The sequence below is a fragment of the Pseudomonas sp. PvP100 genome (genome assembly GCF_017833055.1).
Classification (GTDB): Bacteria; Pseudomonadota; Gammaproteobacteria; order Pseudomonadales; family Pseudomonadaceae; genus Aquipseudomonas; species Aquipseudomonas syringae.
Window position 1 is genome coordinate 2623887 of the sequence record NZ_JAFIBO010000001.1, and the last position, 19646, is coordinate 2643532.

Annotated in this window: 14 protein-coding genes; all 14 read right to left on the minus strand. The window is 58.4% G+C overall.

The annotated features are described in order from the left end of the window. Nucleotides 1–1017, minus strand: a complete 1017-nt coding sequence (gene fliG / locus JOE39_RS11080; protein WP_003316807.1) for a flagellar motor switch protein FliG — start codon at nucleotides 1015–1017, stop codon at nucleotides 1–3. Continuing rightward, nucleotides 1010–2794, minus strand: coding sequence for a flagellar basal-body MS-ring/collar protein FliF (gene fliF / locus JOE39_RS11085; RefSeq protein ID WP_024682836.1), 1785 nt, complete (start codon nucleotides 2792–2794; stop codon nucleotides 1010–1012). Before fliF ends, fliG begins: the two co-directional genes overlap by 8 nt. 15 nt (nucleotides 2795–2809) lie before the next feature. Next, nucleotides 2810–3139, minus strand: a complete 330-nt coding sequence (fliE, locus tag JOE39_RS11090; RefSeq protein ID WP_192874395.1) for a flagellar hook-basal body complex protein FliE — start codon at nucleotides 3137–3139, stop codon at nucleotides 2810–2812. 242 nt (nucleotides 3140–3381) lie between these two features. After that, on the minus strand, nucleotides 3382–4797 hold the full coding sequence (locus JOE39_RS11095) for a sigma-54 dependent transcriptional regulator (RefSeq protein ID WP_122336114.1): 1416 nt from the start codon (nucleotides 4795–4797) through the stop codon (nucleotides 3382–3384). Next, a complete protein-coding gene (locus tag JOE39_RS11100; protein ID WP_016568598.1) occupies nucleotides 4797–6011 on the minus strand; it encodes an ATP-binding protein in 1215 nt (404 codons plus the stop codon). The genes JOE39_RS11095 and JOE39_RS11100 overlap by 1 nt, the downstream gene beginning before the upstream one ends. A gap of 122 nt (nucleotides 6012–6133) precedes the next feature. Next, a complete protein-coding gene (gene fleQ / locus JOE39_RS11105) occupies nucleotides 6134–7609 on the minus strand; it encodes a transcriptional regulator FleQ (protein WP_003422160.1) in 1476 nt (491 codons plus the stop codon). 179 nt (nucleotides 7610–7788) lie between these two features. After that, on the minus strand, nucleotides 7789–8085 hold the full coding sequence (fliT, locus tag JOE39_RS11110; RefSeq protein ID WP_003391333.1) for a flagellar protein FliT: 297 nt from the start codon (nucleotides 8083–8085) through the stop codon (nucleotides 7789–7791). Nucleotides 8086–8109: 24 nt separating this feature from the next. After that, nucleotides 8110–8499, minus strand: coding sequence for a flagellar export chaperone FliS (gene fliS / locus JOE39_RS11115; protein WP_003316801.1), 390 nt, complete (start codon nucleotides 8497–8499; stop codon nucleotides 8110–8112). Between the two features lie 123 nt (nucleotides 8500–8622). Next, a complete protein-coding gene (gene fliD / locus JOE39_RS11120) occupies nucleotides 8623–10074 on the minus strand; it encodes a flagellar filament capping protein FliD (RefSeq protein ID WP_003422158.1) in 1452 nt (483 codons plus the stop codon). 83 nt (nucleotides 10075–10157) lie between these two features. Further along, the gene (locus JOE39_RS11125) at nucleotides 10158–10550 is read right to left on the minus strand and encodes a flagellar protein FlaG (protein WP_003316799.1); all 393 of its coding nucleotides are present in this window, start codon (nucleotides 10548–10550) and stop codon (nucleotides 10158–10160) included. 72 nt (nucleotides 10551–10622) lie between these two features. Further along, nucleotides 10623–11471, minus strand: a complete 849-nt coding sequence (locus JOE39_RS11130; RefSeq protein WP_003316798.1) for a flagellin domain-containing protein — start codon at nucleotides 11469–11471, stop codon at nucleotides 10623–10625. Between the two features lie 327 nt (nucleotides 11472–11798). Next, nucleotides 11799–12725, minus strand: a complete 927-nt coding sequence (locus tag JOE39_RS11135; RefSeq protein ID WP_010425391.1) for a ketoacyl-ACP synthase III — start codon at nucleotides 12723–12725, stop codon at nucleotides 11799–11801. A gap of 307 nt (nucleotides 12726–13032) precedes the next feature. Further along, nucleotides 13033–15939, minus strand: coding sequence for a TIGR00180 family glycosyltransferase (locus JOE39_RS11140; protein ID WP_024663994.1), 2907 nt, complete (start codon nucleotides 15937–15939; stop codon nucleotides 13033–13035). Nucleotides 15940–16053: 114 nt separating this feature from the next. Further along, the gene (locus JOE39_RS11145; RefSeq protein ID WP_210077367.1) at nucleotides 16054–19626 is read right to left on the minus strand and encodes a glycosyltransferase; all 3573 of its coding nucleotides are present in this window, start codon (nucleotides 19624–19626) and stop codon (nucleotides 16054–16056) included. Between the last annotated feature and the right edge of the window lie 20 nt (nucleotides 19627–19646).

Genomic DNA, 19646 nt, shown 5'->3' on the forward strand with positions numbered 1-19646 from the left:
TTAGATCATTTCCTCGCCACCCTTGCCACCGAGTACGATCTCGCCGGCCTCGGCCATACGACGCGCGATGGTGAGGATTTCTTTCTGGGCGGTTTCCACATCGCTGACACGCACCGGACCTTTTGCTTCCAGGTCGTCGCGCAGCAGCTCGGAGGCACGCTTGGACATGTTCTTGAAGATTTTTTCCTTGATCGCTTCGTCCGAGCCCTTGAGGGCCAGTACCAGCACGTCCGAGGATACTTCGCGCAGCAGCGCCTGGATACCGCGATCGTCCACATCGGAAAGATTGTTGAAGACGAACATGAGGTCTTCGATCTGCACCGACAGGTCTTCGTCGACCTCGCGGATCGAGTCCATGAGCGAACCTTCGATCGAGCTGTCGAGGAAGTTCATGATATCGGCCGCACGCTTGATACCACCCAGTGTGGTACGCGACGTGTTGGCGTTACCGGAGAACTGCTTCTCGAGAATCTGGTTCAATTCCTTGAGAGCCGCTGGCTGTACGGTGTTGAGCGACGACACGCGCAGGATGATGTCGAGGCGGACCTTGTGATCGAAATGCCCAAGCACCTCGCCCGCCTGGTCGGCGTCGAGATAGGCGACCACGATGGCCTGAATCTGCGGGTGCTCGAAACGGATCACGTCGGCAACGGCACGCGGCTCCATCCACTTGAGGCTGTCCAGACCGCTGGTATTGCCACCCAGCAGGATCCGGTCGATCAGGCCGTTGGCCTTGTCCTCGCCCAGTGCCTGAGTCAGCATCTTGCGGATATAGCCATCGGAACCGACGCCAAGGCTGGTCTGATCGCCAACGATGTCGACGAACTCGCTCATGACCTCTTCGACCTGCTCGCGATGCACATTGCGCATCTGCGCCATCGCTACGCCCACTTTCTGGACTTCCTTGGGGCCCATGTGCCGGAGCACCTGAGCCGCATCGGTTTCGCCCAGCGAGAGCAACAGTACAGCCGCTTTTTCAACTTTGGAGAGTTTGGCTACCATGGCTCGTTCATTCATCAGTGTTGATCCACTCTTTCACAACCTGAGCCACACGGCCAGGATCCTCAGCCACCAAACTCTTGATTGCATTCAGCTGTGCGTCATAGCCTTCGGTCGGGCTCGGCAGCAGAATGCTCTGCGGACCGCCCAGGCTTACGCGATCGTTGGACAATTCGCCGTCCAGACCGCCCATGCCACCCAGCTCGGCGTCGCCACCGAAACCTGCCAGTTCCTTGCGCTTGCCGTTGGTGATGTTGTTCAACACCGGGCGCAGCACACCGAACACCAGAATCAGGATGAAGATCACGCCAACAGCCTGTTTGACGATGTCCCAGAACCAGGGTTGCGAATAGAACGACGCTTCAGGCAGCACTTCAGCGCGTTCGCTGGAGAACGGCACGTTGATTACGCTGACGCTGTCACCGCGGCTGGCGTCGAAACCGACGGCATCCTGCACCAGACGCGTGAAGCGCGCCAGATCCGCCGCGCTCCACGGAGCACGGCTGACTTCGCCATTGGCCGCGTTGGTCTTGACCATGTCATCGACCACTACCGCGACCGAAAGACGGGTCAGACGACCCTGCTGCTGCTTGGTATGACTGATCGAACGGTCCAGCTCGAAGTTTTTGGTCGACTGCACGCGCTTGTCGGCCGGGTATGGCGCCAATGCGGGCTGACCGGTTGCCGGGTCCATGATCTGCTGACCATTGGCATCCAGCAGGGGCTGGCCTGGCGCGATGGGGCCGGCAGCACCGGCGGCACCAGCACCTGCAGTCTGCGGAGCCGTCGCCGGACCGGGCGGCTGGTTGCTCAGCGCTCCCGGAACGCCGCCCGAGCTTGAGCTGCTGGAACGCTGTTCATTGACCGACTGCTCGCTGCGCAAGGCAGGCTGGTCAGGGTTGAAGCTTTCGGCGGTCGATTCGACAGCGCTGAAATCAACCACCGCCGAGACCTCGGCCTTGTAGCGGTCATTACCCAGGATCGGCTGCAGGATGTTCTGCACACGCTGGGTCAGCATGCCTTCCATGCGCCGGCTGTAGTCAAACTGCTTGCCAGCCATGGTCAGCTCGGAGTTTTCCGCCTGATCAGAAAGCAGCGCGCCCTTCTGGTCGACGACGGTAATCTGCGACTTGCTCAATTCGGGAACGCTGGTGGCGACCAGATTGATAATGGCCAGCACCTGGCTCGGCTCCAGCGAGCGACCGGCGTACAGCTCGACCAGTACCGAGGCGCTTGGCTTACGGTCATCACGAACAAACACCGAGCTTTTCGGAATGGCCAGGTGCACGCGCGCACCCTTGACGTTGTTCAACGCAGAAATGGTACGCGCCAGTTCGCCTTCCAGCCCGCGACGATAACGCGTGGCTTCCATGAACTGGCTGGTGCCCAGGCCCTGATCCTTATCGAGGATTTCAAAGCCGATGTTGGCGTCGTTCTGTACCACGCCCGCCTGGGCCAGCTGGATGCGGGCACGCTGCACATCATCGGACTTGACCAGCAGCGCACCGGAGTTCGGCTCGACGGTGTAGTTGATGTTCGCTGCAGTCAGGGTGTCCATGATCTGCTTGCTGTCCATGCCCGCCAGACTGCCATAAAGCGGACGATAGTCAGGCTGTTGGGACCAGAGCACCACGGCAAAGCCGATGGCCACGCTCGCGGCAAGACCGACCATGAGGCCGATCTGCCGCAGCATGGTCATTTCGGAAAGATTTTCCAGAAAAGACATACCGAACAACGGTTTTCTTTCGGAAGCGCCCGCTCTTGCAGGAACGGTATCGGCAGCTGCTTCGGCCATGACTCAGTACGTCCCTTAAACCGGCATCTGCATGATGTCTTGGTAAGCTTGAACCAGCTTGTTACGTACCTGGGTCAACGCCTGAAAAGACACACTGGCTTTCTGCGACGAAATCATGACGTCGGTCAGATCCACGCCGCTCTTGCCGACTTCGAATGCATTGGCCAACTGGCTGGAAGCCTGCTGGGTCTGCGCGACCTTGTTGACGGCCTGACCAAGCATGTCAGCGAAGCTGCTGGCACCGGCTTCCTGCACACCGGACACGGGCTTGGGCGCAGACATCGCATCCATCTGCATGGCCCGCATATCCAACATCAAGCGATTAAATTCAACACCTTGGCTCATGGACATATCTCTCGTAAGGCCCGCAAATTTTTGACACTGATTCAGCGGGTACAGAAGGTATAGCAACAACGATGCCAGCTAGATGGCGGCTATTTGCCACACCAGATAAGTGCATCATGTCACTTGACACGAGATCACGCCGAATCGCCCTTATTTACGGGGCGTCGGGTGTATTTCAGACTTGCATCACAGCAAAAATATTCAGTGACCGCCGATCGGGAACGGCAATCAGTGTGCTTCCTTCATGTGGCAAACAGATAGGCTTCCACATCCATTCCAGCGTCACGCATCTGCGCCAGCTTGTAACGCAATGTACGTGGGCTGATACCCAGGCGTTCCGCAGCCTCCTTGCGACGTCCCCGTTCAGAACGCAGGGTGTCGATGATCATTTGAAACTCATGACGCCTGAGGTCATCGCCCAGCGCGCCGGCAGATTCCGGACTAACGCCGGTCCCTGCGTTCTCCGCCACGGTAGTGACGGTCACAGCCGCTGCAGCCTCGGCGGGTGCGGCAACAGGCAAGCTGGTAACCGGCCCGGACAGACAGAAATCCTGCGCCTGAATCACCCCGCCCTGCTGCAGAATCAAGGCCCGCTGTACTGCGTTATCCAGTTCCCGCACATTCCCGGGCCATGGATAGCTCACCAGACACTGCTGCGCTTCTGCAGAAAGACGAACCGGCGCGTGCTTCATTTTATTGACGTGCTTGGCCAGAAGCCGCTCGGCCAACGGCAGAATATCGGCAGTCCTTTGACGCAACGCCTGCCATGCCAGTGGAAATACCGACAGGCGATAAAACAGATCCTCACGAAAGCGCCCCGCCGCTACTTCGCCCGCCAGATCGCGGTTGGTGGTCGCCACGACGCGAATGTCCAGAACGATCGGCTTGCGCGCCCCTACGCGCTCGACTTCGCGTTCCTGCAACACACGCAGCAATTTGGCTTGCAGCCCCAGCGGCATTTCGGAAATCTCGTCCAGCAGGATCGTCCCGCCGTCAGCCTGCTCGAACTTGCCGGCCTGCGCCGCAATGGCGCCGGTAAACGAACCCTTTTCATGACCGAATAACGTGGCTTCCAGCATGTTGTCCGGAATCGCTGCACAGTTGATCGCAATAAAAGGCTTATCGGCACGGGGCGAGTTTTGATGAATGAAACGCGCCAAAACCTCTTTACCAGTACCGGACTCGCCGGAGATCAACACGGTGGAGTCGCTTTTCGCCACGCGACTGGCCAGGTTCAGCAACTGGATACTGGCGGGCTCCACGGCAATCGGCCCGTCGCGCTCGGCAGGCTCCAGACGACCCAGTGCATGCCGCGCAACCAGTGCGATCAGCGCCTTGGGCTCGAAGGGTTTGACCAGGTAATCCGCAGCGCCCTGGCGCATGGCATCGACCGCACGCTCGACCGCGCCGTGCGCGGTCATCAGCAGCACCGGCAATTGCGGATGCCGGCTGCGCAACAGACTCAGCAATTGGTGCCCGTCCATGCCCGGCATGTTGACGTCACTGATCACCAGGCTGAAGGGCTGTGCGTCGGCGGCCACTAGCGCCTCTTCGGCAGAACCGACCGCCTGATAGTCATAACCGGCCAGCTCGAGGGTTTCCCCAAGCGCTTCCCGGAGCGAAAGATCATCCTCGACCAGCAGCACATTGATCGGCATCAGTTAGTACCTGTCGAACTGGAAGCCGGGATCAACGGCAGACTGATAATGGCGCAGGTACCACGGCCGACCCGCGACAAATAATGCACGCGTCCCTGATGCGCACGCGACACCGCCGTCACCACAGCCAGACCAAGCCCTGTGCCGGTGGTCTTGGTCGTAAAGAATGGCTCACCGATGCGCGCCAGCCCAGCCTTGTCAATGCCGCTGCCGTTATCGCTGAAGCAGATCCGCAGCTCATTGCCGCGACTGTAGGCGTGAACTTTCAGCAGTGTCCGGCCAGCGCTTGCCTGGACGGCGTTTTCAATCAGATTGAGCAGTGCGCCGACCAGTGTGTCGCGATTGCACAGCAGCTCGCCATCGATACTGTCGCACTGCCAGCGCACCGCTAAGCCCTGAACATGCGTCGCAGCAGCATTTTGCAGCGCCTGAAACAGAGCTCCGGGGGTCAGCCGATCCGTCAGCGGCAGCTCGCCCCGGGCGAATACCAGCATGTCGCGAACCTGATGCTCCAGCTCATGCAAACGATCCTTGAGCCGCGCGGCGAAACGCTGCTGGGTTTCCACCGGCAGTTCCCGCTCGGTCAAGTGGCTGGCGTAAATCATCGCAGCGGACAACGGTGTACGAATCTGATGCGCCAGAGAAGCGACCATACGCCCCAGTGAAGACAGGCGCTCGTGACGGGCCAGCTGCTCCTGAAGATGACGGGTTTCGGTCAGGTCATTGATCAATACCAGCTGCCCCGGCTCGGCATCCAGCGAACGCGTGGCAATAGAGAGCCTGCGACCGTCCTTGAGCGAGACTTCGTGACCATCGTCCTCACGGGGTGCAAAGCAGCGGCTGATCACATGACGCCAGAGCATGCCCAGCAGCGGCTGCCCGAGCAGATCGATGGCAGCAGGATTGGCCTCTCGCACGACGCCCATGCCATCAATAACGATGACGCCACCAGGCAACAGATCAAGCAGATTCTGCAGGCGGTTGGCCAGGCGTTCTTTTTCCGCCAGTTCCTGAAGACGCTGGGCGCCGGCATGCGCCAGTTCGCCCTTGAGTTCGGTAACACGCGCTTCAAGCACGCCGTAGGAATTGGTCAGTTGCGCCGACATTTGATTGAACAGCGAGAATGCCTGCTCAAGCCCCTGACGACTTTCCAGTTCCGGGGAGTACTGAGCCTGAACAGATAGGGCGGAAGTCAGTTGGGCGGCCTGGGACATGATTCATCTCTCTCGTGGCGAACCGTCAGTAAACGGTGTGTTAAGAGAGACTTAGCAATCCCCGTGCCTAAAAAAAACCCCTGAAAAATCAGGGGCTTGGTTTTTGGCACAAAAAACCGGCGTCAATCATCTGCCTGTTCATCGCCCTCACGACGACTCATACCGTACTTGCGCATCTTCTCGACCAGCGTGGTACGACGAATACGCAAGCGCTCCGCAGCGCGGGCAACGATACCGTTGGCATCGTCGAGTGCCTGCTGAATCAGGCCCTGCTCAAGACCACCGAGGTAGTCTTTCAGATCGAGCCCTTCAGGCGGCAGCATCGCGCCAGAGGCGAAATTCGGCGTATTGCTGTTGATCGCCACACGCTCTTCGATCTCGCTGCGCATGCTGTCGACCATCTGCTCGTCTTCGTCGTCGACGTAGCGAAACTTCTTTGGCAGCTCGGCCACACCAATCACACCATACGGATGCATGATCGCCATGCGCTCGACCAGGTTGGCCAGCTCACGGACGTTGCCCGGCCAGGCATGGCGACACAGCGACATGATGGCGGCGGAGTTGAAACGAATCGAACCGCGCTTCTCGTGCTCCATACGCGAAATCAATTCGTTCATGAGCAGCGGGATGTCTTCGACACGCTCGCGCAACGGCGCCATTTCGATCGGGAACACATTGAGACGGTAGTAAAGGTCTTCGCGGAAGCTACCCAGCTCGATCATGGTCTCGAGATTCTTGTGCGTCGCAGCGATGATGCGCACATCGATGCTCTGCGTCTTGTTGCTGCCCACACGCTCGAACGTGCGCTCCTGCAAGACGCGCAGCAGCTTGACCTGCATCGGCAGCGGCATGTCGCCGATTTCGTCGAGGAACAATGTGCCGCCGTTGGCCAGCTCGAAACGGCCGGCACGGCTGGTGATCGCGCCGGTAAACGCGCCCTTCTCATGTCCGAACAGCTCGCTTTCGAGCAGTTCGGCCGGAATGGCACCGCAGTTGACCGGCACGAACGGCGCATCACGACGCTTGGAGTGGTAATGCAGATTACGCGCAACCACTTCCTTGCCGGTCCCCGACTCACCAAGAATCAGTACGCTGGCATCGGTGTCGGCGACCTGCTGCATCATCTGCCGCACGTGCTGAATCGCACGGCTGGTACCTACCAGACTGCGGAACAGGTTCGGTTCACGATGACGGCCGCGCTCGCGGGCCTGGTCGTACATCTCGCGATAGACCTGGGCACGGTGCAGCGAATCGAGCAGCTTGCTGTAGCTGGGCGGCATTTCGAGGGCAGAGAGGACTCGCCTGCGCAAATCCTCGGGCAATTCGACAGAGGAATTTTCGCTCATCAGCAGCACCGGAAGGAACTCATCCCATGCCGCGATGGTCTTAAGGAGCCCCTGCAGGCTGCCCGGTGCATTTACGCTACCGACAAGTACGCACAGTACTTCTCGTGGAGACGCCAGAGAGCCGACTACCTGCTGCCAGTCCTGAGTGGAACAGGAGAGATTTTCTTCGCCAAGAAAATTCAGGATAACCGCCAGATCCCGGCGGCGCTGGCTATCGTCATCGATTAGCAGAATCTTGATTTCACGCCACATGCAATAGCAACTTCCCTAGTCAACTCAATGCCCATGATTGGGGGGGCAGCTTGGCTTTCTCAGCTGTATAAACCTTGAGACGCCAGAAAATAGTAAACATCACTAGTTAAGTCAAAAAAACGGACACAGTCAAATTTATGGCGAAATTCTTGTCGAACAATAAAAATGACAATTAAACATTAACCAAACAGATGGTATACCTTCGTCGCGCTCTTCGCATTCTGGATTTGAGTCATTTCTTCGACAACCGCTTGACGCTCGCCGGTTGCAACATCAATCAGTTGCCTGTAGACACCCAATAACTCCTCAAGGTTGCTGCGCAGTGCAGGTTCGTCGTCGGGCGCTTCGCCGACCACCGCGTCGACGCACTCGCGACATGCCAGGTCCAGCTTGACGATAGCCTCCCAGTCACGATCAGCCAGCGCGCCTACCAAGGCTTCGCGGGTTTCTTCGATACGCTTGAGCGCAGCACTCATTATTGTTCTCCTCAGGCCAGCAGATTATTGCAGGGTGCCGATAGCGTCCCAGCCTTCCTTGACGGTGATCAACAGGCCGGCGACTTCATCGAGCATCTTCTGATCATTACGGGCGTTGGCTTCCGCCAGACGCGTCATCATGTAGTGATAGAGGCTGTCCTGCCTGACCAGCGCATCGCTGGGCGAGTTTTCCAGATCCAGCCCCTCACGCAGGCCGCCCACGATGTCGATGGCCTTGCTGATGAGCACGCCCTTGCTGGCGATATCCCTGCGCGCCATGGCGCCCTTGGCCTGAGCAATGCGGTCGAGGCCACCTTCCATCAACATTTGAACCAGACGATGAGGACTGGCCTCCGAGGTCTGAGCCTGGGAGCCGATCTTCTGATACTGCCGCAACGCTAACATCGGATTCATAATGGGCCTCGTAACAAATCCAGAATACTGATACTCAAGCTATCGACGCAGTGCGCAGAAACTTTAGCCCAAAAGCAAGAACCCGACACAGCGTCGGGTTCCTGGTACTTCTGCACTGTTGTTTTACGAGGCGTTTTTCTGCGCGTTCATCGCTTCAAAAATAGAAGTAATGCTTGAAGCCGTTGCCTTTAACTGCCCGACGACCAGGTCCATTGCGTTGTATTTCTTGGTGAGGGTTGCCGTCAATGTCGTAATACGACGGTTGAGCGCCTCCTGATCATTGGCCAGTCGCGTCTGCACCTTATTAAGACTGGTGGTCTTGCCAGCCAGAACGCCATCGGCTTTCGTATACGGCTCAAGCGCAGTGTTCATGCGTGCGATCAAGCCACCCGAGCTGGTGCCGTCAGCATTGGTCACACCGGTGAACATCGCCTGAATCTGGCTGCCCAGCTTCTTGTCGCTCAGCGCTGTTGTGAGTTCGGTAGTGCTCAACGTCAACTTGCCGTCAGACTGTTGAGTCTTGATCCCCAACTGCGACAGGGAACTCAAGCCGGCATTCGACGTAGCCGTGGCAATCTGGTCACGTATCGTTGCCAGCAGCGCACGCGGCGTGGAATCGCCGGTCAACGCGGCGGCCGTGTATTTACCCTGACTGTCGACAGTGCCCTTGGTCAACGACGACACCAGAGAAACCAGTGTGTTGTAGGAGTCGACGAACGACTGCAATGACGTTTTCAGACCATCGGTATTAGTGGCTACCGTGACCTTGGTCGATGCCGAAGGATCAGCAGAAGCGCTGGGCGCGACCAGCTCGAATGTCAGACCGGAAATCGCCGTGCTCACGGTATTGGTCTTGCTGGTCAGACTCAAGCCATCGACCGTGAATGCGGCGTCCTTGGCGACATCGGTAATCGCACCGGCGCCAGTACCCGAGGCACTCATCAACTTGGTGCCATCAATGTTAAGTGCTTCCTGGCCGGAAGACCCCGTCACCGAAATGTCACTGCCCTTGCCGGTGGTCGTCGAACTGAACACCAGCCTGGAACCGTTGTTGTCGTTGATAATGTTGGCAGTGATGCCTTTACCCTGCAGCGTCGAGTTGACCTTGTCGCGCACTTCCTGCAGCGTCGAGGTCTTGTCGATCGCCACGTTGTAATCAGTGCCATTTTGAGTGATTTTCAGAGTACCACTCGGAATAGCACTCGCCTGCGTCGAGCTCAGCGCGGCGGTAGCCACCTTCGAAGGCGTTGCCAGCTGGCTAATGTTGATCGCGTAGGTGCCGTTGACTGCCGTGTTGCCCGCTGTGGCCTTGACCACCGCTTCATTGGAAGACGTAGCAGCAAAGCCCTGAAAGGCAGGCGTGGTGGAACTGGCAAGGGTGTCCAGTGTTTTCTGGAACGCAGCCAGTGCAGACGTCAACTGACTGACACCCGACAGCGATGCAGTCGTTGAGGCACTTTGCTTGTCGATCTGGTTTTGCTTGGGCGTCTTCTCGGCGTCGACAAGAACCGTCACGATATTGCCGATCGCCAGGCCCGAACCCAAGCCTGTTGAAGCTGAAATTGGACTTGCCATGTTACTTCTCCCTTCAAGAATGCCGCCGGCTTTCCTGCGCTTTCAAAGCACCGGGCAACCTGCAACAAATACCGTACCGGTGTTCAAGCCTTGGCGCGAAACAACAAACTGTTCGCATCACTCAGGCTATCGGCCAGCTTCAGGATTTCTGCATTAGGAATCTGTCTTACCACTTCACCCGAGTCGCTGGCAATGACCTTGACAATGACTTTGCCAGAATCTTCGTCAATCGAAAACTCGAGATTGCGCTTTACCTCGTGAAAGAACTTCTGGATGTCCTCAGCGGCTGCCTTGACTTTGGCATCGTCCTTGGAATCATCCTTGTGCAGACCGGAGCCTTTACTTTCGGCCGTTGCGGCAACGCGCTCGACGGGCGCCTTATCAGCAGGCTTGTCAACCGACGCATCCGGCACAGGGGCCTGACTCACCGGTAGAACGGCCGGATAAGTCACGTTCAACTTCACACTCATATCCATGACCATTACCTCAGAAAGTAAAAAAGCGAGAGAGCACTGTTAAGTACTCCCCCGCTAAAACTCACGCCGCTATTACTGAAGCAGTTTCAGTACTGCGGATGGCAGCTGGTTAGCCTGAGCCAGAACAGAGGTGGAAGCCTGTTGCAGGGTCTGTTGCTTGGTCAGCTGTGCAGTTTCAGCAGCGAAGTCGGTATCCTGGATACGACCCAGTGCAGCACTGGCGTTTTCGTTGATGTTCTGCAGGTTGGAGATGGTGCTGGTCAGACGGTTTTGTGCAGCACCGAGATCAGAACGCGTGTTGTTGATGGTCTGCAGAGCCGAGTCGATAGCGGCCATTGCAGCAGAGAAGTTGGTCTCTGCAGCAGCACTGTCGGAACCGACGATGGTGATTGCCGAACCGACACCCAGGGTGTTTGCGTCAAAGCTGGCGCTCAGAGTCAGAGTGATCTGGTTCGAGGCGCCGGAGTTGGAGCCAACCTGGAAAGTCATGGTGCTGGCAGAACCGTCGATCAGGTTTTTGCCGTTCAGGTTGGTACTGTTGGCGATACGGGTCAGTTCCGAACTCATCTGAGTGAATTCTTTGTTCAGCGCAACGCGGTCAGTAGCGCTGTTGCTGTCGTTTCGCGACTGAACAGCCAGTTCACGCATACGTTGCAGAATGTTGGTCGACTCTTGCAGCGCGCCTTCAGCGGTCTGAGCAATGGACATACCGTCGTTGGCGTTTTTGATCGCCATGGTCTGACCTTTGATCTGCGAGTTGATCTTGGTGGCGATGTTCAGGCCAGCAGCGTCGTCTTTGGCGCTGTTGATTTTCAGACCGGAAGACAGACGAGTCATCGAGGTCGAAAGGGCGTCGGAAGCGCGACCCAGGTTCTTCTGGACGTTCAACGATGCTACGTTGGTGTTTACTGTTAAAGCCATGATGAATTCCTCGTTGGTTTGGTACTACGTGGCTTCCGGCCCCTGCAAGCGCCGGGTGTGCCTAGAGAACCTTCGTAATAGTTATCGTCGCGATGGCAGGTTGCTTGAGTGTTTTTTTTTAATATTTTGCCATCACCGTGACACCCCTTATAAAACAAGGGTTTGGGGCAAAATCACACGACGAAAAAGAGAGGAATTGATGACAGTGAGAAACAGGGTGAGGCAAGCGTGTTGCGTAGCGAAGTTCAAAATGTGACGGAGATCACAGTTTAATTTAAAAACGCCCGGGGAGTTATCCGCAGGCGTTCTTTGTAAGACGAGTCGAACTCAGTCTTTATAGATAATTGCAGAGCCCCAGGAAAGTCCCACACCAAAGCCACTCAAGGCGACCCGCTTCCACGAAGAGCCAAGCACATGCTTTTCGATCAGCAACGGAATACTGGAGGACACGGTGTTGCCGGTTTCGACCATGTCCTTGAGAAACTTCTCAGGCTTGTCCTCGAAGCGCCGCGCGACCGCATCGACGATCGCGGCACTGCCCTGATGAATACAGAAGGCATCGATATCGTCTGGAGTCAGATCCGACTCGGCCAATAGCTCATGCAGATGCGCCGGCACTTTCAACAGTGCGAAGTTGAACACCTGACGACCGTTCATGAAGAAAATGCCGTTACTGACCTTCAGATGTGGCGCACCGGAACCATCGGTACCGAACTTCGCCTTGCCCAGCTGCCATTCGGCACCCTCGCCCATCCAGGTGGCTGTCGCCGCGTCACCGAACAGCATGGTGGTGTTGCGGTCTTCCTGATCGACAATTTTCGAATACGGATCGGCAGTGATCAACAGGCCATTTTTCAAGCCTGCCGCCTCCATGAAGCCCTTGATCGCATAAATGCCGTACACATAGCCGGAACAGCCCAGCGATATGTCGAATGCAGCGACGTTGGTCGACAGCCCCAGCTTGTCCTGAACGATGGCTGCGGTATGCGGCAGCCCTTCCTCGTCGCCATTCTGGGTGACGACGATCAGCACATCGATGCTTTCGCGCTTGAGCTGCGGGTTATTGGCAAACAGCGTGTTGGCTGCCTCAACGCACAGATCCGAGGTTTCCTGGCCGGCGTCTTTGCGCGGCAGGAAGGTGGAGCCGATTTTCCCAAGGATGAATTCTTCATCCTTGCCGAATCTGGCGCCTTGAGCGTAGTTATCAACACCTGCAACAGGCACGTAGCTCGCTATGCTTTTAATGCCAATCATCATGGCTTCCCGATGAGTAAACAGGTCATTTTTCGTCCCGACGAAATCGGGGCGCTACCGAATAGGGGTGATTTACGGACATTTTCAGGGCGCTTGGCAGGTTAAAGCAAGTCAGGCGCATGTCGCTCCCTGTAAAACAATACAGTGGAGATGCACTTTATGACCCGCAGGTCACTCCCGTGTGCATGCTTTAGGATAATTTGCGTCGAGGGAACATGCACTTGATGCTTGCCGGCAGCTTCCTGCGAAGAAGCCTTCAAAGTGACGAACCGGCCGCGAAGCAGCCGGTTTTACGGGGGTGAACGACTCAAACGGCCAGAGTGAAGCCTTTGCCGTGGAGATCCAGATTGACGTTGTAGGCTTCATCCTGCGCGAACTGCGCTGACCACTTGTCCATCAATGCTTCGCGCGCCTGCTGCGGGGCATGCAGCACACCGGAATGCACCACCTGCACATGCGGCGTCCATACGGTCAGGTAGCCGGCTTGCGCAGCCTTGAGGCACAGGTCGACATCGCCCAGCGCTTCGGCGAATGCCTCCTCATCAAGACCACCCACTGTGTTGTACAGCTCCTTGGCAATCATCAGGCAGGCCGATGACACGGCAGAGTAGTTCTGCTCGACCACCAGACGCTGCATGTAGCCGGTGGCGGTCTTGGGCTCACCGACAAACCCCGAACCCACACCGCCATTCAGACCCAGCACCAGACCGGCCTGAGTCACTGCGCCTTCGCCATCCACCAGCTTGGCGCCTACCACACCCACTTCCGGGCGCTGCGCCTGGTTGAGCAGTGATTCGATCCAGCCGACATTGACGATCTGACTTTCGGCATCCAGCAGGATCAGGTATTCGCCACCGGCTTCCTGGCTGATCAGATTGCGCAGGGTCGCGGGACTCATGCGCTGTTCGGTACGGAACACCCGCACCCGACCCGACACCTGCTCCTGCCGGTCAAGCCAGGTCGACAGTTCGGCAGAAGTGCTGGCGTTGTCACCGATCAGCACTTCATAACGCTGATAGCGGGTGCGTTGCAGAATGCTTTGCAGGCAGCGCTGCAATTCGGGGAGGTTGTCCTGGCTGTGCAGCAGGATCGAAACCACCGGCCGGTGGGCGTGGCGATAATCGATCTTGTAGGTGCCAGGCTGCGCCGAGCTGACTTCAGCCTGATAACCGCGCTTGCCAAGGTGGCGCTTGAGCGCTTTCTGTTCGTCCGGATTGTCTTTCAGCTCGGGCGCATCACAGATCAGCAGCGGCTCGCTCAGATGGGCCAGGCCACTCATGCCGCCCTGCTCGATCAAGCGCAGCAACAGATCGAATTCCAGCGCCTCGGGAAACTCGCGCGAGTAACCACCCGCCTCGACCAGCAACTCGCGACGCACCAGCCAGTGACGAGCCATCAATGCTGGCAGGCTTTGCAGCAGATCAAGGTTGAAACCAGGGCGAAACACCGGGGCCAGCGTGCCATTGGCTTGACGCTGAACCTCATCCACTGCAACAGCCCGGCACTGCGTCGCATCGATCAGCTCGGCGCTGGCCAGCAGCAGACCGCTGCGGGTGAACTCTTCGCCGGCCTGCGCTAGCATCAGCCAGTCGCTGGGCGACTGTTTGACGACCTGATTAATCTTGTCGACGTAATTGCTTTCGGTGACTTTCACAAAGTGCAGGGTATTGTGCAGCGTGGTCACTGCTGGCAATTCCCCGGTGGTGAACACCACCACCCTGAAGGCCTTGTAATGACTGTTGATCAGGCTGTCGAACGTGGACTGCAGCTTGAATACGTCAGCCTCAAGGTCCAGCAACAGGATACCGATCTGCGACCCGGCCGGTTTGCTGGCGAGCTTGTCGCTGATCTGCTTGAGGGCCTCAGGCGCCGGATCGCGCGAATCGAGCCAGTTGAGCAGTTGACCGGAAGCCATGCTATCGAGCAGCCGACCATTGTCGAAAGCGGATGCCGCCTGCAGACGCTGACTCCACGCCGAAACCTGTTCGATCTGCTTTTCGCTGTCCTTGCCTTTGCCGCTGATCAATTCCGCGATCAGGCTCTTCACGACGCCGAGGTTGAAAGCGTAGGTTTCGTAGGCGTACCACAAGCGGCTGATGCGCGCCTCGGCGTCCGGGTTGCTCTGCTCGCGCAACAACTCGGCCTGCTTGAGCAGCGCTGCTTCCAGCCCTTCCAGCTGCAAACGGCCCGCTGGCATCAGATGGATGAGGAATTCGATTCTGGCCAGCTCTTCGAACAGTGCCTGGTTGTAAAACGGCATTTCGACGAACTGGCGAGGCTCGAAGAGCGCGTCCGATTGCTCAAGGCCGACATTCCACACCGCACTGATGATTTTCTCATCGCCCTGGAAGCCCTGGGTCTTGAGGCACTCGCCCATGGCGGCAAGACCGGCCTGAATCTTCTGTTCGCCCTGCGCGCCGTCGAAGCCCGAGCCCTCACCGAGCAGCGCGACCAGTTTTTTGGCGAACGCATCGCGGGCGGCCCTGGCCTTGGGATCAGTGTGCCTGACGGCGGCGGCAATGGCCGCGCCATGGCGTAGCTCGGCCTGCTTGCCCGAGGTGAAGTGCAGTGCATAAGCGATTGGCAGGATGCGCAGGCGGGCCGCCGCAACCAGATAGTTCATATGGCCGATTTCCTGCCAGTGCGGCTCGGTGTCATCGGTAACCGAAGTGAACCACTGCTGCGCCAGCTCCGTGCGCGTCACTGCGCTGAGCAGCGACAGGCTTTCACTCATGAAACCCAGAACCCGCTCACCCGCGTCATCCGCGGCATAGTCTTCGCAGGTTTTGCGATCGCGACGGAAATAGTCCACCTGACCGACCTGCGCCTGATAGCTCAGGCTGTAGCCCTGACAGACGCCGTAGGTGGGGTTGGCCTCAAGAAAGCTCAGCGCTGCGCTCAGTGCATCAGGCAGCAGAAAACTGTCGACCGGAGCCTGAACCACGAAGGGCGTGGTCACCTGCTTGAGCCCCTCGGCGACCCTGACGCCAAGGCTGGCACTGGCCAGCGCGTCACTGTGCAGGTAATGCAGGCCGGCTGTGCCGGCAATCTCCGCATCAGGCTGGGCTGACGCATCGACCACTATGAGGGTGCACGGAAACTGGCTGTAATACTTCAAGGCGCGGCGCAGGAAGTCTGGCTGGTCCCTGGCCATCAACAGCAGGGTCAGACGCTGATTCAAAGCGGTGTGTTCATTTCCCGAATGGCTTTGCATGATCTTTCCTTATAACGAATCGATTGCGCCTTCAACCGCAGCGGGCGTTGAAGCAAGAGCGTAGCGTGACCGTGCCAGCGGACAACCCGCTGGTGCGTGTTCAAACGGATCGGATCAGTCCGGCAACCAGCCGTTGGCCCAATACTGCAGGTTTTCGCCGCGCAACATGAAGTCACGCAGTACTGTCTCGCGCAACTCGTCGCCCATGCGGTAGCTGGCATTGGGGTCGGACAAGTGCATGCGGATCGCCTGCAACCATTCTTCCGAGCTGTTGGTGTACACCCGGGTCGCCGGCAGATGGCCGCGATACGCCTCGGTGTCGGAACAGATCACCGGATAGCCGCAGGCGCCGTACTCCAGCAACCTGAGGTTGCTTTTGCAGTCATTGAAAATATGGAATTCCAGCGGTGCCAAGGCCAGATCAAGGTTCAGGCTGGCGAGCTTGGCCGGGTAGGTTTTCAGGCTGACCCCTGGATGGAACTCATGGATGTAGGGCTTGAGCAGATCCGGGCACATGCCGAAGAACACCCACTCGACTTCATCAGCCAGTTCGCGCACCACATCGGCAATCAGCTCCAGGTCCCCCCGATGGCTGGTGCCGCCGCCCCAGCCGATTCGCGGCTTGTCCGAGCTGCGACGCTGGGTCCGGAGGTTACTCCACAAGTGGGTCGCCAGCATGTTCGGCACGACGCGAATGTCGCTGTGCATGCTCGACAGCGCCTCGGCCAGCGGGTGAGTCGATACCACCACACGGTCACACAAGCCTATGCCCTTGCGCAGCATGGCGCCAATGTTGTCCGGCATATTGCGCTTGTGCTCGTTGCGCTCGGGGACATCGGCGATATAGTCATCGAGCTCGAAAATACGCATGGCACTGGAGTAGTTCTTCGCCAGCTCGATGTCCGGAACCTTGGCTTCTGTGTAACGGCCCTGGAAAACGATGACATCCGGCGACTGGCGCTCTATTTCGACCGGTGTTGCGGTCTCGTAAGTCATTCGGCCAACCACCCGCCCGGCCGCCATCAACTCCAGCAGTGGCTGGCTGACCCGGTAGTGCCCCACCGCCGAGGAGTTGACCGCCATACCGAAAATGGACGGCAGATGCCGGGTGCAGAACGGGCTCCAGCCCGCCAGCAGACCAGGGTCCAGAGTGAACGACAGCGCCTCGTTGAGGTACAGGTTGGGGTTGTAGGCCTGATCCCTGGCCATCTTCGGCAGCCACTTCTGGAAGAATGATTTCTGCTCGTTGTCGAGTACCTGACGAGACGTCTCGTTACGTTCGGCGGCAGCAGGCTCGGCCAGTACCAGCGATGAATCCGGGGTACCGACGATCAGGTAACCCTCGTGCCCGACGCGCATGCACAGGTCCAGATCCTGCAGCCCCTGCGTGAAGGTCGCCGCCTCCAGTGCGCCGACGGCGTCGAACACCTCCTTGCGCACCATCAGGCAATTGCCGCTGACCGCACTCCAGTTCTGGGTCAATTGCAGGCGCTGCATGTAGCCACTGGCACCTGCAGGGAAATTGATGAACGGCCGACCGGCCAGGCCATCCATGCCCATGACCATGCCTGCGTACAGAATATTGCCTTGCGGATTGAGGATACGTGGACCGACGATCCCGACCTCGGGGCGCTGGGCATGGTGCATCAGCCCCTGCAGCCAGTCCGCCTGATGGATCAGGGCATAGGCGCTGAGCATCAGCAGATAATCGCCACGCGCCTGACCGGCGGCATGATTCTGGGCGGCTGCCTCGCTGCCTGCTGCGGACAGGGAAAAAATCCGCAACTTGTCGCTGCCCAGCTCACTCATCGCCGTGAACCATGCCCGCGCTTCGGCGCTTTCGCTGGCGTTGTCGACGATCAGGACTTCGTAATTCGGGTAGGTGGTGTTGCTGAGCAAACTGTCTATGCAGCGCTCCAGGGCGCCCAGTTGATCCCTGGCGGTGATGATGATCGAGACCAGAGGCTGCGACGGGTGAACGTACTCGATGCGATTGAGCAACGGCAACTGATCGTGATGAATCACGTGTTCCCTGCCGATCCGTGACAGGTGGGCTGCAACCAGAGGCTCGCTGTGCTTGATGACACCAGGCAGTGACAGCCAGTCAGCGAATGCCAGACGCGACTCGACCTGCACTTCGGCGATGTGCTCGATGCTCTGTGGCCCGGCCCCTTCGACCAGACGCCAGATCACATCGTGCGGGGCGAGTTCATCGAAGGCCGGATCGAAACCGCCCATGTCGAGCAGATTTCGACGTTCGAACGCCAGCGTGCGCCCGACATAAGGGTAGGCACGCAGCAGGTCCAGGTTGAAGCCGGGTTTGAAAATCGGCTCTCTGGACTCGTCCTCGACCAGCGCGCCTTCGTCGCTGTAGACACACAGCAGCCCGGGGATCTGGGCGATACGCTCGGCCAGAATCAACAACGCTGGCTGCGTCAACCGGTCACCGGCGCGCAACAGGTAGACCCAGTCGGCACTGTCCAGCAATGGCAATACTTCGTTCAGTTGCCGAGCCCAGTCCGGCTGCAGAGAAAAACGCAACACCTGCGGATCGTCGACACTGGCGTTGGTCAGCACCACCACCGAGTCTGCGGCATAGTCCTGTTCGGCCAGGCTGCGCAAGGTGATATCGAGGGCCTCGGCATCGCCATCCGCATCGATGATCACCGGCACGATACGTGGCTGCCAGGCCCAACTGACGATGCGCTGTTCCAGCAGTTTTTTTTGCGGCTCGGAAAACCGGCGGCAGGACAGCCATTCGGCGTAAAGCTCTGCATAGCTGTCACTGCTGCTGCCAACGCGGCTCATCATGATGCCCTGGCGACCAGCCATCACCCCGTAAAGGCCGACCTCATCCCACTCGCGCGGCTCTTCGTGCGCGCGGCGCAGAGGCAGAAAACGCACCCAGCCCTGAGCCGGTGCGTCTTCGCCGCTACGCGCCTTGAGCATTTCGTTCAGCCAGCCCCATTCGGTGGTGGCTTTCTGGTGCATATCGCCCTGACTGCTGAAGCGCCCCGGATGCAGGCGTTCGGTGCTCTGGATACTGTGCAGCACCACCAGATTGCCGCGTCGCAGCAGGCAGATAAACAGCGTGAAATCCAGCAGCGCGACGAAACCTTGCGGCAGCGCAATGGACGGCAGGTACTCCTGGACATCGGCGCGACGCATCAGCGCACCACTGAAACCGCCCAGATAATTGCGCGGCGTGCGCTCGAAAATCGCCAGCATGTCCTCGCCCTTGAACACGGCGTCGTAGGGCACGAGGCCGACGTTTTCCATGCGGGCCGGCAAGACATAATCATCGACATCCACCAGATGGCGCTTGCTGACGACGAGTTGGACGTCCTTGTAGGCATCAAGGGTTTGCGCCTGATACGCAATGCAGTAGTTATAGAGGCGGTCGTCGTCACAGAGAAACTTGATGTACTCGCCGCTCGCCTGCTCCAGCCCCTTGAGCAGGTTGCCCTGAAACCCCAGGCGCTGAGGGTTGCGCAGGTAACGGGCCCGGTCGCTGTCGGGAGCCACCAGTTCGTCGAAAATCGCCTTGATCTCGTCGCTACGGCAATCATCACAGACGATGATTTCGAGATTGTCGTAGACCTGGTCCAGCGCACTTTGCAGCGCTGCGCGGAAAAAACGCGGATTGAGGGAGGGAATGACAATACTGACGAGAGGGACTGAATTCACTATGACTGACTCGCGAGCGG